Below are 13,274 nucleotides of genomic sequence, written 5' to 3'. Positions count from 1 at the left end.
CGACGCGATCCCCGGACGCAACGTTTGAAGTCAGTGGGGGGCGCAGGGTGGCCTATGCGATTCGACCGCTCCGACGGCGTCTTCTGTCACGTCACCTCGCTACCGGGGGCGTACGGGATCGGCGACCTCGGCGAGGGCGCGCGCGACTTCCTCTCGTTCCTCGGCGACGCCGACGTCGACCACTGGCAGATCTGTCCGATCGGGCCGACGCTCTCCGTGGCCGGGGAGTCGCCGTACCAGTCGCCGTCCGCGTTCGCCGGCAACCCGCTGTTCGTCGACCCCGAGGGGCTCGTCGACGACGGCTGGCTCGACGAGGGGGACCTGCGGCCGGTCCCCGACTTCCCGACCGACCGCGTCGACTACGACGCGGTCCGCGAGTACAAGCTCCCGCTGTTGCGGACCGCGTTCGAGCAGTTCGAGGAGCGGGCGACCGAGGAGGACCGCGCCGCGCTGGGCGCGTTTCGTGAGCGCGAGCCGTGGCTGGCCGACTACGCGCTGTTCAGGGCGCTCTCCGACGCCCGCCCTGAGGACGTGTGGACGGAGTGGCCCGCGCCGCTGCGCACGCGAGACCCGGACGCGCTGGCCGAGGCGCGCGAGGAATACGCCGCGGAGGTCCGGTTCCGCGCGTTCGTCCAGTGGACGTTCGACCGCCAGTGGCACGACCTGCGCGCGGTCGCCGCCGATGAGGGCGTATCGATCGTCGGCGACGTGCCCATCTACGTCGCGCTCGACTCCGCCGACGTGTGGGCGAGCCCGGAAGCGTTCCGGCTCGACGAGGGGAACCGTCCGACTGCGGTCGCGGGCGTGCCGCCGAACGCCGGCGATTCCGGCCAACGGTGGGGGAACCCGCTGTACGACTGGGAGCGGCTCGCCGAGTCGGGGTACGACTGGTGGCTCGACCGGTTCCGTCGGCTGTTCGACCTCGCGGACGTGGCGCGGCTCGACCACTTCCTCGGCTTCGTGAAGTACTGGGCGATCCCCGCCGACAGCGACGACCCCGCGGACGGCGAGTGGCGCGACGGGCCGGGCCGCGACCTGTTCGAGGCCGTCGAGCGCGAGCTCGGCGCGGCCCCGTTCATCGCCGAGGACCTCGGCTTCGAGGACCCGGCGATGGACGAGCTGATGGCCGAGTTCGGCTTCCCGGGGATGCGCGTCTCGCAGTACGCCGACTGGTGCGCGGAGGGGAACGAGTACCAGCCGATGCACTACGGCGAGGGGGTCGTCGGCTACACCTCGACGCACGACACCGACACGTGGGCCGGCTACTTCGAGGACCTCCCCGCCGAGCAGCGCGACTGCTTCCGGTACAACGTCGGGAGCGACCCCGACGAGCCGCCCGAGTGGGCGATCATCGACGAGGTGTGGAGTTCGGACGCGATCCTCGCCGTGGCGACGATTCAGGACCTGCTCGGGCTCGGCAGTGAGTCCCGGTTCAACGAGCCCGGGACGCTGGACGGCAACTGGGAGTGGCGCGTCGCCCGCGACGACCTCGACGACGCGATCGCGGACCGGCTGTGGGAGCTGGCCGAGAAGCACGTGCGCTAGCGCCGTGACGGGCGCCCTCCCCGACTCGCCACTCGTCCACGTCCTCGTGATCGCCGCGGCGACCGCGTTCATCTGGCTCGGGAGCGGCTGGTTGGAGGAGGCCGCCGAGACGCTGTCCGGGTACTACGGGCTCCCGGAGGTGGTTCAAGGGTCGATCGTCGTCGCGGTCGGATCGAGCTTCCCGGAGCTCGTGAGCGTGCTGGTCACCGCTCTCACCGGCGTCTTCGACATGGGCGTGGGCGCGCTCGTCGGGTCGGCCATCTTCAACGTTCTCGTGATTCCCGCGGCCGCCGGACTCGGAGGCGAGGACGAGCTGGAAGCCAACCGGGCGATCGTGTACAAGGAGGCGCAGTTCTACATGCTGGCGGTCTCCGCGCTGGTCGTGACGTTCGCGCTCGCGGTCATCTACTTCCCGGTGTCGACGGACCCGATCGTCGGGACGTTGCCGCGCTCGCTCGCGGTCATCCCGCTCGCGCTGTACGGTCTCTACCTCTTCATCCAGTATCAGGACGTCGACGACGCGGCGATAGACCGCGTCCGTGAGGGGATCGACATTCGGCGCGAGTGGGCGAAGCTCGGCGGCGGGCTCGCGGTCATCGTCGTCACCGTCGAGCGGCTCGTGGCGTCGGTGGAGTCGCTCGGCGTCACTTTCGGAGTCCCGGAGTTCCTCGCCGGCGTCACGGTCGTCGCGGCAGCGACGAGCCTCCCGGACACGCTGGTCAGCGTCCGGACGGCGCGCGAGAACCGGGGGACGACGAGCCTCGCAAACGTCCTCGGATCGAACACGTTCGACCTGCTCGTCGCTATCCCGCTCGGCGTGCTGATCGTCGGCGAGGTCGCCGTCAACTTCTCGACGGCGGTGCCGATGCTCGGCGTGTTGACGGTCGCGACCGTCCTGCTGTTCGTGACGCTCCGGACGAGCCTCGCGCTCAACGAGCGCGAGTCGTACGCGCTGCTCGCGGCCTACGGGCTGTTCGTCGCGTGGGTCGTCACCGAGAGCGTCGGCGTGACGAGCGTGCTCAAGGGCGTGTGAGTCCTCCGGCGGGATCGGCGCCGGGAACCACTCGTCGGCGCCGGTGCGCGAGACGGCGGCTCAGTAGGAGTCCCGCCCGATGATGAGGTACAGCAGGATCCCGAGCAGCGGCGCGAAGAACACGACGAGCGCCCACAGGATCGGCGGGTGCTCGCTGCGGCTCTGCGCGTCAGAGTACGTCCACACGATCATCGCGAGGTGGACGACGAGGAACCCGAGACTGACTAAGAGGGCGATACCGGCCGCCGCGCCTTGGAGGAGCAACGGGGACATGTCGGCTGACACCACAACGCCGCGCGCAAAGTGTCTTCGGGATCAGAAGGCGCTCCCGGCGAAACGGCTATGAGTGACGGATGTGAACGGTACGCATGGTTGGTGTCGTGCGCGCAGCGGGTGCCACGACCGAGCTCTGCTGCGGCCTCGCGCTGCTCGCGCTGTCGCGGACCGACACCGAGGGGGTTCCGGCGGCACCGTTCGCGACCGGCTTCGCGGTCGGCTACCTCTACCGTCACGCGCGGGCGACCGCGGGCTGTCGGCGGTTCCGCGGCGGCCCGGCACGAAGCCTCGGGATCGCGCTGGCGTGGGCGGCGCTCGGCGTCGCCGCCGAGCGGTCGATCGACGGGAAGGCGGCGAGCCGCGTGTTCGCGGCCGGACTCGGGCTGGGCTCGGCCGGCTACTGGCTCGCGCGGCGCGGGGAGTGAAGGCCACTCGGGAGGTGACCGCCCGGACACCCGCCTCGACGCGACCGCCGGAGCCCGAACCGTTTTGATTGCGGAGCGCCCGGCTCAGGTATGACGCTCCCAGTCGACGCGGACCGGCTCCGCGCGGACATCGAGGCGAATGCGGCGTTCGGCCGCGTCGAAACGGGCGATCCGGACGCGCACGCGCGAACGAATCGCACTGGATCCGAGGCGAACCGTCGCGCCAGGGACCGGCTGGTCGAACGGCTTCGAGCCGCCGGTCTTGACGTCGCGGTCGACGCGGTCGGAAACGTCCTCGGGACGTGGGTCCCGGCGAGCGCCGATCCCGAGGCGGCTCCGGTCGTTTCGGGGAGCCACCTCGACAGCGTGCCGGAGGGCGGGATCTTCGACGGCCCGCTCGGGGTGTACGCCGCGTTGGAGGCGGTCCGCGCGATGCGCGACGCAGGGGCCGAGCCGGACCGACCGGTTGCCGTCGTCAGCTTCACCGAGGAGGAGGGAGGCAGCTTCGGCAACGGGCTCCTCGGTTCGTCGGTCGCGACCAGCGAGACGGCGCTCGACGACGCGCTCGCGCTGTCGAACGCTGGCGGAGAGACGCTCGGCGAGGCGCTCGACCGGATCGGCTACCGCGGGGGCGACGCCGTCGACGCCGCCACGCCGACCGACGACGACGGCGACCCGACGACGCTCGATCCCGCGTCGTGGGCGGCGTTCTACGAGATCCACATCGAGCAGGACACGACGCTGGAGGAAGCGGGCGCGGCGGTCGGCGTCGTGACGACGATCACCGGGATCACCCACTGCGAAGCGACGATCGAAGGCGAGGCGAACCACGCGGGCGCGACTCCGATGGACGAGCGGACCGACGCGCTCGCGGCCGCGAGCGAGTTCGTGTTAGACGTCGAGGCCGCCGCGAACGAGGTCGTGGCGTCCTCGTCGCCCTCGGCGGTCGGCACCGTCGGGTCGCTGTCGGTCGCGCCGAACGCGACGAACGTGGTTCCCGGCCGCGTCGAGGCCGGCGTGGATATCCGCGACGTCGAGGCCGGATCCATGGAGGCGATCGTCGAGGCCGCGCGCGACTCGCTCGCGCGGCTGGAGCGCGAGCGGGGCGTCGAGACCGCGTTCGAGCGACCGTTCGACGTTGCGCCCACGCCGATGAGCGACCGGCTCCGCGGGGCCGCACACGGCGCCGCCGACGCCGCCGGGCGGGAGGCGATCGACCTCCACTCGGGCGCGGCGCACGACACGATGCGGGTCGCGCGCGTCACGGACGCGTCGCTGCTGTTCGCTCCGTCCCGCGACGGGATTTCGCACAACCCCCGAGAGTGGACCGACTGGGACGACTGCGCCGCGGCGACCGAGGTGCTGGCGGGCGCGCTCGCGCGCGCCGCGGTCGACGAGCGGTGACGGTCGACGGTGCGAGCGAGGTCGACGCTGTACCCGGTGGCCTCTCAGGCACACGGACCTCGGGTGGGGCGCCGACCGGCCCCTTGAGTCGAGGACCGGCCTCGCTGCGTGGGGGCGGTCACTGAGAGTGAAGTATAAATACGGTCGCACGACTCCGCTCCGGGACATCACCGATCGCGGATAGGACGAGGTCGAGGTCACATATCCGCGTACACCGACGTATGAAGCCGCTTCCGGTCGCAACGCCGCGCTCAATTATAGATATATTTATATACTTTTGCGACTAACTATACGTTAACGAGCTGGCGATTCGCGGACCTCGCTGTATTTTCGTCGGGGGATCGTCGGAACACACCCATGACAGAGACACATACCTACAGCGACGGCGGCACGGAACGGGAAGGACGGGCGGACTCCGCGGACGCGTCCGCGGGCGGCGAGCGCACGCGAACGAGGGCGTCGGAGTCGGCGGCCGTCGCGGAGCCGACGGAGAGCGAGCGCGAGCGCACCACGACCTGCCCCGAGTGCGGCGGTCGGCTCGCGACCGACACGGAGCACGGCGAGACGGTGTGTGACGACTGCGGGCTCGTCGTCGAGGCGGACTCGGTCGACCGCGGGCCGGAGTGGCGCGCGTTCAACTCGAACGAGCGGGACAGCAAGTCGCGGGTCGGCGCTCCGACGACGAACATGATGCACGACAAGGGGCTCTCGACGAACATCGGCTGGCAGGATAAGGACGCCTACGGCAAGTCGCTCTCGGGCCGACAGCGACGCCGCATGCAACGGCTGCGGACGTGGAACGAGCGGTTCCGCACCCGCGACTCCAAGGAGCGCAACCTCAAGCAGGCGCTCGGCGAGATCGACCGCATGGCCAGCGCCCTCGGCCTCCCCGACAACGTCCGCGAGACCGCGAGCGTCATCTACCGCCGCGCGCTCGACGAGGACCTGCTTCCCGGCCGGTCCATCGAGGGCGTCGCGACGGCCTCGCTGTACGCCGCAGCCCGGCAGGTGGGGAACCCGCGGAGCCTCGACGAGTTCACGACGGTCTCCCGCGTCGAGAAGATGGAGCTCACGCGGACGTACCGGTACGTCATCCGCGAGCTCGGACTGCGCGTCCAGCCGGCGGACCCGACGAGCTACGTCCCGCGGTTCGTCTCGCGGCTCGGCCTCTCGGAGGAGACGGAGCGGCGCGCACGCGAACTGCTCGACGACGCCGCGAACGCCGGGATCACGAGCGGTAAGTCGCCGGTCGGACTGGCCGCCGCCGCCGTCTACGCCGCCGCGCTCCTGTCGAACGAGAAGGTGACGCAGAGTCAGGTCTCGGAGGTCGCCGACATCAGCGAGGTCACCATCCGGAATCGATACAAGGAGCTCCTCGACGCGAGCGGCGCCGCGAGCGCCTGAGGCGCCGTCAGGAACTCGGTTCGATGTCGGTCTCGTCGGGCTCGACACTCGACCCCCGATCGCCACCCACGTTTTTAACGCGGCCGACTGTACAGGGTGACATGGTTGATGCGTTCGTCAGACTCGTCTGTCCGGAGTGCGGCAAGGAGTGGCAGGACAACCCGGCCGAGCTTCAGGACCTGCGGTCTAACTTCAGTTGTCCGGCGTGTCACGCGACGCGGCGCCTGACCGAGTTCATGCGAACCGAGCGCGACCTCGAAGCCGTCAGACAGTTCCAGTAGCGCCGTGCCGGGTCGGGGGCTCGACCACCCCTGAGACCGGAGCCCCGACCGCACACGGTCGGCGTCTCGCGAACGACTTTTTGATCGTCGTCGACCTCGGGTAGCGACGGATCGCGGGAAACGATCCTGAACGATCTATCGAGAACCCACTTCTCCGCGTTGCTACTCGCGAAATACGCGGATAGTGTGGTAACGTTACTCAAGATAATAATATAAACCTCCGGTAGCAAAGGACTGGTACTCATGAAGAAGCAGGAACTCATCCATCTTCACGGTCTCCTCGCGGAGGTACGAAAACAGTGCGAGTTCTGGGACGACGACGTTGACCTCGAAGCCTACGAGGAACTGGGCGTGAAACCGACGTCGATCCACAAATCCAAGACCGACCACAAGGCGGCCGTTTTCAAGCTGACAGAGGGAATCACTGAGCCGATGGAGTCGTCCGAATCGGAGCCGCTGGCCCCGACGGCCGACTGAAACGTTTACCGCGTACCGCTCCTCGCCGACCGCACCAAACGCCGACCAGCGTCGCGGCCGCTCCCGTCGAGAGCCGGCAGCACGGAGGCGACCGGCTCAGAACTCCTCGTGCTTCTCGCCGCCGCTGAGTGCCGATCCGTCGCTGCGGCTCGACTCCTCGTCGCCCGACGCTGACTTTCCTGTCGCGGTCGACGCGTCGTCGGCGCGGTCGCTCTCTTCGGGACCGATCTCGGTGACGGTAAGGACCTTCAGCGGGATGTTGCGGAGTCGCTTCCCGATCTCCTTTCGCGCGACGCGGCTGGCGTGTTCGCCGCGGTCGACGTTGAACACGTCCATCCGGAGCTCCAAGGCGACGAGCGCCTCGTCGGCCGCGACGAACGCCGGATCGAGCGGTTCGCCGCTCGGCGACGTCCGGGTCCCGGTGTCGATCTCGACGTAGTTGAGGTCCGGGTTGAGCATCTCACCGGTCTTCGAGATGGCGATCCGGACCGCCTCGTCGGCGGTCTCCACGTCGTACACCGGGACCGCGGCCTCGACGACGACTCGACAGTCCATCACGTTTGTGCGTACCACGCGAACGAGTATCAAACTTCGGCCGCGCCGGACTCCGGGCGCCGCGCCGGTCACTCGCCGCCGGCGCGGAGGTAGTAGAACACGTACGTCTGGGCGTAGCCGGCGAACTCGCCCCCGAAGCGCTCGCGGATCGCGCGGGAGGTCGCGGCGTAGCGCCCGCGGTCGCAGTCGGGGTAATACTCCTCGATGGTGGTGCGGATCCACGTGTCCAACGGCACCGCCTCCAGGAATCCCAGCGAGAACAGCAGTACGCAGTCGGCGACCTTGTCACCGACGCCGACGAACCGCGTGAGCGACTCGCGGGCCTCTTCGTAGGGGAGATCGGCCGCTTCCGAGAGGTCGGCCTCGCCCGTCGCGACCATCTCCGCGGTCCGCTGGACGTACGGCGCGCGGTAGCCCAAGGAGAGATCACGGAGTTCGTCCTCCGTCCGCGCCGCCAGCTGCTCGGGCGTCGGGAACGCCCGATACGTCTCGTCGTCGAGTCGAACTGCGTCCCCGTACGTCTCTCGGAGCCGGCGCTGCATCCCGTGGATCCGGGCAACCCGCATCTGGGCCGAACAGATGAACGAGATCAGACACGGGAAGACCGGGTCGCGGGTCAGTCGCATTCCCTCGTAGGCGTCGTACGCGCGCTCCAGCAGGGGCAGATCTGGCGTGGCGTCGAGGATCGCGTCGAGGTCGTCGTCGAGCCGGAGCAGGTGCGTCAACAGCGGCTCAACGTCCGTCGACGCCTCCCAGCGGAGGGTGCCGTCGTGGACGCCTCCCTCCTGTCGGACCCGCACCGCGACGCGCTCGTCAGTCACCCCGGGGATCGGATCGACGACGGTCTCGTACCACGCGTCGCCGCCGTGCGCGTGAAGTTCGTCATACGTGTCGCCGTCGGACCGGTTCCAGAGGTAACTCTGGCCGCTTTCGAGGGTCGCCTGAAGGTCGAACGGTCCAGCCAGATCGCCGACGTCGATCGCCCCGCGTTCCATCGTATTCGATCAGCGCGCGCGCAGGCATGCGAGTTTCGGTCGCGGCCCGCCGTGGACGGCTTTTTGTCCGACCGCACCGTACCGGACGTATGCCGACGTACAGGCGGACGATTCGGGTGCCCGCTCCGGTCGAAGACGTGTGGGCATTCCACTCCACGGTCGACGGACTGCGCGAACTCACCCCCGACTGGATGCGCCTCCACATCGACGGCGTGGAGGGACCGGACGGCGAGTCCGATCCGGGGGTTCTCGTCGCCGGATCGGCGATCGAGATGTCGGTCCGACCGTTCGGAGCGGGCCCGCGTCAGCGGTGGACTTCGCGCATCGTCGAGCGCGACCCCGACGGGGAGACCCCGCCCGAGCGCTCCGCGCGGTTCGTCGACGAGATGGAGGACGGACCGTTCCGACGGTGGCAGCACACCCACGCGTTCTACGCCGACGGGGACGAGACCCTGCTCGTCGATACGGTCGCGTATCGACTGCCGCTCGGCCCGCTCGGCGACTTCGTCGGACCCGCGGCGAAAATCGGGTTCGAGGGCATGTTCCGAGACCGTCACCGGCGCACCGTCGACCGGTTCTCCGACGCATAACGGCGTCACGGAGCCGCCGCCGACACCGAGCGAATCCGCTACGCCGACGCGACCTGCGTCGCGCTCGCGCCGAACGTGAGCTCGAAGACCGCGCCGTCGTCGTTTCGGGCCTCGATGTCCCACTCGTGGGCCTCCACGATCCGGTCGACGATCGCCAGCCCGATCCCTGAGCTGTCGGCGGACGAGACGCCGGAGTCGAAGACCGTGTCGGCGAGTTCGACCGGTATCCCCGGACCGTCGTCCGCGACGTACATCCCGCGGCGGCCGTCCTCCGTGGTGAGCGGGCCGATCTCTATCGCCACATCCCGGCCCGCGTGATCGATCGCGTTCCGGAAGAGGTTCTCCAGCGCCTGCCGGAGTCGTCCCGGGTCGGCCTCGACCTGACCGACCTCATCCGCGATAGTGAGCGTCGCCTCGGGCGACCGGACGGACGCCCACGCGTCTTTCGCGACGGCCTCGATCGGAACCGACTCCGTCTCGCCGATCGCCTCCCCGCGCCGCGCGAGCATGAGCAGATCGTCGATCAGCGTTTCCATGCGGTCGACCGCGCCGCTCATGGCATCGTATCGCGACGGCGTCAGCTCGTCCTCGGAGAGCGACAGGTACCCCGAGAGCACGTTTAGCGGATTCCGGAGATCGTGTGAGACGACCGCACTGAACTGCTCGAGCTGTTCCGCCTGTCGGCGGAGCGCCGCCCGACGGTCGTTGCGCGCGATCGTGTGCGCGACCAGATCCCCGAGAGTACGGTACAGGTCGACCTCGTCGTCGGTCCACGTCCGGTAGTCGTCGGACTCGAAAGCGACGATTCCGCTCAGCTCCCAGTCGACGACGAGCGGTACGTGAACCGTCGCCGGCGGACCCGCCTCGTCAGTGTCAGCGGTCGAGACGTCTTCACCGCGCGGAGGAGCCGCCCCCCGAGCGACGTTGCCGAACGTCGACAGCTGGTCGGGGTCTGGGAAGTCATCGAACCGCCTCGGGGCGGGGTCGAAGCCGTCGGGACACCAGCTGTACGCCGGCACGAACTGCCCGTCCTCCTCTCGATAACAGATTATCCGGTTGAGCTCGGCGTGCTCGCCGACGTTCTCCATCGTCCACTCGATCTTCGTTCCGACCTCGTCGGTGCGGGTGCTCATCAGCGTCGTCCCGGCGTCGAGCAAGACCTCAGAGAGGCGAGCGACATCGTCGGTTCCGAGCTGGACGCGGTCGGGCTCTAACAGTCCCGCGAGGCGTTCGGCGAGCGACCGGACGGCGTCGCTCTCGTCGGGGGACAGCGCCCAGTCGTCGACGGTGACCACGTCGTCGACGCCGGCCGCCAGCAGGGCGCGGATCGTCTCCGTCGTCGCGTCCTCGACGAGCGCGATCACCGGCACGTTCGACGGGAGCGCCGCGAGCCGCTCCGTTACCGCGTCGTCGGCCGCCGCCGCGGCGGTGACGACGACACCGCAGGTGTCGTTCAGCGGGCCCCCGTCGTCGCGTTCCTCACCCAGATCGGCCGGGGCGAACGTCCGAACCGTCGGTCCGTCGGGCCCCTTCCAAGCGGCGTCGACTGCGCGCGTTACGCGGTCGCTCGCGCGGGCATTGTCTCCTACAAACGCGACGACCGTTCGCCGGTCCATATCTTAATCAACCGGCCAGACGGTTTCAACGTTTACCCCAAAATATCGACGCTGAAAACGCTGTCACCGGTCAGCGGCCGCCGTGACGTATATCCCCAAGAGAACGACGCACCCGCCGACGACCGTCGCCGGCGTCGGAGTCTCCGACAGGAACGCGACGGCGAGCAGCGTCGCCCCGACCGGTTCGCCGAGCAGCGAGACGGAGACGACGCTCGACTCGAGGTGTGCGAGCGCCCAGTTGAGAACGGTGTGGCCGAGTAGCCCCGGACCGGCCGCGAGGCCGACGAACAGGAGCCATTCCCGAGGCGGGTATCCCGTAAGCGGATGTCCCGCCGCGAGGACGAACGAGAGCAAGACGAGCACGCAGACGCCGTACACGACCGTGACGTAGGGGACGAGCGAGATGCGTTGCCGCAGCGACCGCCCGGCCAACACGTAGCCCGCGGCGGCGACCGCCCCGGTCAACGCCAGCGCGTTTCCGTACAGCGGACGGGGGCCGACCGCCACGCCGCTGAGGAAGTCACCGAACGACATCGACACCATCCCGCCCACCGCGACGGCGATACCCGCCGCCATGCGGCGGGTAACGCGCTCGCGCAACAGCAGCCAGGCGCCGAGCGCGACGAACACCGGTTGCGCCTGAACGAGGGTCACGCTCGCGGCGACGCTCGTCCACCGGAGGCTCTCGAACCACGCGGCGAAGTGAACCGCGAGCGCGACCCCGGACAGGGCCGCGAACGCGAGATCGCGGGGCCGGATCCGCGCGAGATCCGCTCGATACCGCCACGCAGCGACCGCCCCCAGCGGCACCGTCGTGAACAACACCCGATAGAACGCGGCGACCGAACTCGGCGCCTCGCTCAGACGGACGAGGATGGCGCCCGCGCTCACGGCCGCGACCGCCGTCGCCAGCGCCGCCTTGGGTGACACCGCCGGGTTCGAGGTCATCGGGTTTCACGACGCTTCGAACGGCGACTGCTTACGGCTTTCGAGAGCCGATCGACCGACGCGACGCAGATACTCCCGTGCTCCTCGGTCAGCGACCGACGCCGACGGTGATTTCACTCCGCGACGCGAACCGGCACACATGTGTGCGGACACGTTCGGCGTCGGCATCCGCGTCACCGAAACGGAACTGCGCGTCGTCGTCGGTGTTCCCTCAGATATCGACGCCGGATGGACCGACCCAGAGGCGTTCCAGTCGCTCATCGCGGAGGCCGTGTGGGAGCGGCTCGACCGACAAGCGACGCTGGAGGCCGTCGCCGCGCGGTACGACACGGGCGAGACCGCATCGCTCGGGAGCGTGACGCTGGAGCCGAACGGGACTGTGGTGAATGCCGACCTCGAACGCGTCGCGGAGGCGGACGCTCGGGACGGATCAAAAGAGTAGCGCGTCTACTGCGGTACGACCCCGCCTTCAGTCGTCTGAGACGCCCGTCGCGATCGCCGCACCGAGCGCCCACGTCCGTTTCGGCCGGTACGCGGTGAGATCGTACCGGGTCGGGCCGACGGTGTCTCCCCACGTTTCGAGCGCGCCGAGCGTGACCATCCCCGACAGCGTCGCCCCCAGCGTTCGCGGCGTCGTCTCCGGGTCCGCCAGCGCGGCGTGTACCTGCTTCGACTGCGGGTAGTTTCGGTCGCACATCTCGATGCCGCGTTTGGCCTCCACCCAGTGGCGACGGACGTACCCGAACGTCGTGGGATCCTCGCGGGAGAGCCGTTCGACCGCCGTCACCGCCTCCGCGTCGGGCCCGACGACGACATCGGCGCGGGCGCCGACTCGTGACAGCAACTCCACGGGGATCTCGAACGAGCACCCCATCGAAATCCGACCCACTCTCCCCACAAACCGCTCGAGGAGACGGTCCACGAACGCGACTGCCGAGTCGACGCCTTCCCGGGCGGCGACGGGCGCGAGGTCGTCGACCACCACATCGATCGCGCCATCGGGGACGCCGTCGAAGTGGTCGGCGACGGCGTCGAAAACCCGTTCGCTTTCCACGGTCCGGCCGAGGACCGTGTAAGCGAGGCCGTTGTTCGGTACGACCTGCGTCGACGCGGCGGTCCCGCTCCGAGCGATGTCGTTCACGTCCACTACTGCCTCTCTGTCGGGCGGTCTCGCTCGCGCTCGATCCCAGCCGCTCCGCCACCTTTCCACGTCGGTCCCAAACAGGACGGACACGACACGGTCCGAGTCGACTCCGTCGCGGACCGACGGCTGCTCGCCACAGAACAGCCGTACCGTGCCGTTCGGTCCGCCCATTACACTTGGGTTCAGCGACAGAACTGATAAACTTACTGACGAAACTATTAGTACTGATAGGACTCGCGCCGAGACGATCACTGTCCGCGCATTCGGTGCGGCGGGCCGACGACCCGCTGCTGTCGATCGGATACCGGTACGAAGCGACCTCTCGCGCTGTCCGGCAGGCGATATCGGCGGTTTCTCGGACTGATCCGGAGCTGTCGCTGTGGAGCGTTTAAGCCTAGCGGTCGCGCGTCAACGCCCTCGCTGCTCGCTATACGTCGAAAAAGCCCACGGACGTTAATGAGTTAGATCAGCTCTGTAAACGAGCGCAGAGATCTAGCGATAGACAGCTTCTACCCTCACTTTACAGATAGTGTGAAACCATCCAACCGTCGTTTATATACTCATCACGAAAACCGTCTTTC

The 13,274-nt window shown here is 68.8% G+C and carries 15 protein-coding genes; 9 read left to right on the top strand and 6 right to left on the bottom strand.

Translation table 11 applies throughout. From position 1 onward, the window contains the following. Positions 1-54 precede the first annotated feature (54 nt). On the top strand, positions 55-1,545 hold the full coding sequence (malQ, locus tag B9G38_RS00480; RefSeq protein ID WP_086219122.1) for a 4-alpha-glucanotransferase: 1,491 nt from the start codon (positions 55-57) through the stop codon (positions 1,543-1,545). Positions 1,546-1,549: 4 nt separating this feature from the next. Beyond that, positions 1,550-2,578, top strand: coding sequence for a sodium:calcium antiporter (locus B9G38_RS00475; protein ID WP_086219121.1), 1,029 nt, complete (start codon positions 1,550-1,552; stop codon positions 2,576-2,578). A gap of 60 nt (positions 2,579-2,638) precedes the next feature. On the opposite strand, the gene B9G38_RS00470 is transcribed toward B9G38_RS00475, so the two are convergent. Further along, positions 2,639-2,851 (bottom strand): PLDc N-terminal domain-containing protein, encoded by a 213-nt coding sequence (locus tag B9G38_RS00470; protein ID WP_049929318.1) that lies wholly within the window; start codon positions 2,849-2,851, stop codon positions 2,639-2,641. 95 nt (positions 2,852-2,946) lie between these two features. Between B9G38_RS00470 and B9G38_RS00465 the strand changes: the two genes are divergently transcribed. From B9G38_RS00465 to B9G38_RS00445, 5 genes are all read left to right on the top strand, one after another. Then, positions 2,947-3,279 carry a hypothetical protein gene (locus B9G38_RS00465; protein ID WP_086216561.1) on the top strand — a complete coding sequence of 111 codons (333 nt, stop codon included), beginning with the start codon at positions 2,947-2,949 and terminating at the stop codon, positions 3,277-3,279. Positions 3,280-3,369: 90 nt separating this feature from the next. Beyond that, positions 3,370-4,683, top strand: coding sequence for a Zn-dependent hydrolase (locus B9G38_RS00460; protein WP_086219120.1), 1,314 nt, complete (start codon positions 3,370-3,372; stop codon positions 4,681-4,683). 357 nt (positions 4,684-5,040) lie between these two features. Next, a complete protein-coding gene (locus B9G38_RS00455; RefSeq protein WP_049929315.1) occupies positions 5,041-6,087 on the top strand; it encodes a transcription initiation factor IIB family protein in 1,047 nt (348 codons plus the stop codon). A 101-nt stretch (positions 6,088-6,188) separates the two neighbouring features. After that, positions 6,189-6,368, top strand: a complete 180-nt coding sequence (locus tag B9G38_RS00450) for a hypothetical protein (protein ID WP_049929314.1) — start codon at positions 6,189-6,191, stop codon at positions 6,366-6,368. Positions 6,369-6,611: 243 nt separating this feature from the next. After that, positions 6,612-6,845 (top strand): UPF0058 family protein, encoded by a 234-nt coding sequence (locus B9G38_RS00445; RefSeq protein ID WP_004598519.1) that lies wholly within the window; start codon positions 6,612-6,614, stop codon positions 6,843-6,845. A 96-nt stretch (positions 6,846-6,941) separates the two neighbouring features. Here B9G38_RS00445 and B9G38_RS00440 read toward each other — a convergent pair whose 3' ends face one another. Beyond that, a complete protein-coding gene (locus B9G38_RS00440; RefSeq protein WP_086219119.1) occupies positions 6,942-7,400 on the bottom strand; it encodes a DUF555 domain-containing protein in 459 nt (152 codons plus the stop codon). 68 nt (positions 7,401-7,468) lie between these two features. Next, positions 7,469-8,395 (bottom strand): DNA-3-methyladenine glycosylase, encoded by a 927-nt coding sequence (locus tag B9G38_RS00435; protein WP_086219118.1) that lies wholly within the window; start codon positions 8,393-8,395, stop codon positions 7,469-7,471. A gap of 89 nt (positions 8,396-8,484) precedes the next feature. On the opposite strand from B9G38_RS00435, the gene B9G38_RS00430 reads away from it, so the two are divergent. Then, on the top strand, positions 8,485-8,985 hold the full coding sequence (locus B9G38_RS00430) for an SRPBCC family protein (protein ID WP_049929311.1): 501 nt from the start codon (positions 8,485-8,487) through the stop codon (positions 8,983-8,985). 38 nt (positions 8,986-9,023) lie between these two features. Here the strand turns inward: B9G38_RS00430 and B9G38_RS00425 are convergent, their stop codons facing one another. Continuing rightward, the gene (locus tag B9G38_RS00425) at positions 9,024-10,601 is read right to left on the bottom strand and encodes a HAMP domain-containing sensor histidine kinase (protein ID WP_086219117.1); all 1,578 of its coding nucleotides are present in this window, start codon (positions 10,599-10,601) and stop codon (positions 9,024-9,026) included. Positions 10,602-10,664: 63 nt separating this feature from the next. Further along, on the bottom strand, positions 10,665-11,549 hold the full coding sequence (locus tag B9G38_RS00420; protein ID WP_086219116.1) for a DMT family transporter: 885 nt from the start codon (positions 11,547-11,549) through the stop codon (positions 10,665-10,667). 139 nt (positions 11,550-11,688) lie between these two features. On the opposite strand from B9G38_RS00420, the gene B9G38_RS00415 reads away from it, so the two are divergent. Further along, a complete protein-coding gene (locus B9G38_RS00415) occupies positions 11,689-11,991 on the top strand; it encodes a hypothetical protein (RefSeq protein WP_049929308.1) in 303 nt (100 codons plus the stop codon). A gap of 27 nt (positions 11,992-12,018) precedes the next feature. On the opposite strand, the gene B9G38_RS00410 is transcribed toward B9G38_RS00415, so the two are convergent. Then, a complete protein-coding gene (locus B9G38_RS00410; protein WP_321166649.1) occupies positions 12,019-12,945 on the bottom strand; it encodes a hypothetical protein in 927 nt (308 codons plus the stop codon). Positions 12,946-13,274 lie beyond the last annotated feature (329 nt).

This window comes from Halorubrum sp. SD612, assembly GCF_002135005.1.
The sequence above is the reverse complement of the archived record's forward strand: the minus strand, read 5'-3'. Positions and strand labels throughout refer to the sequence as shown.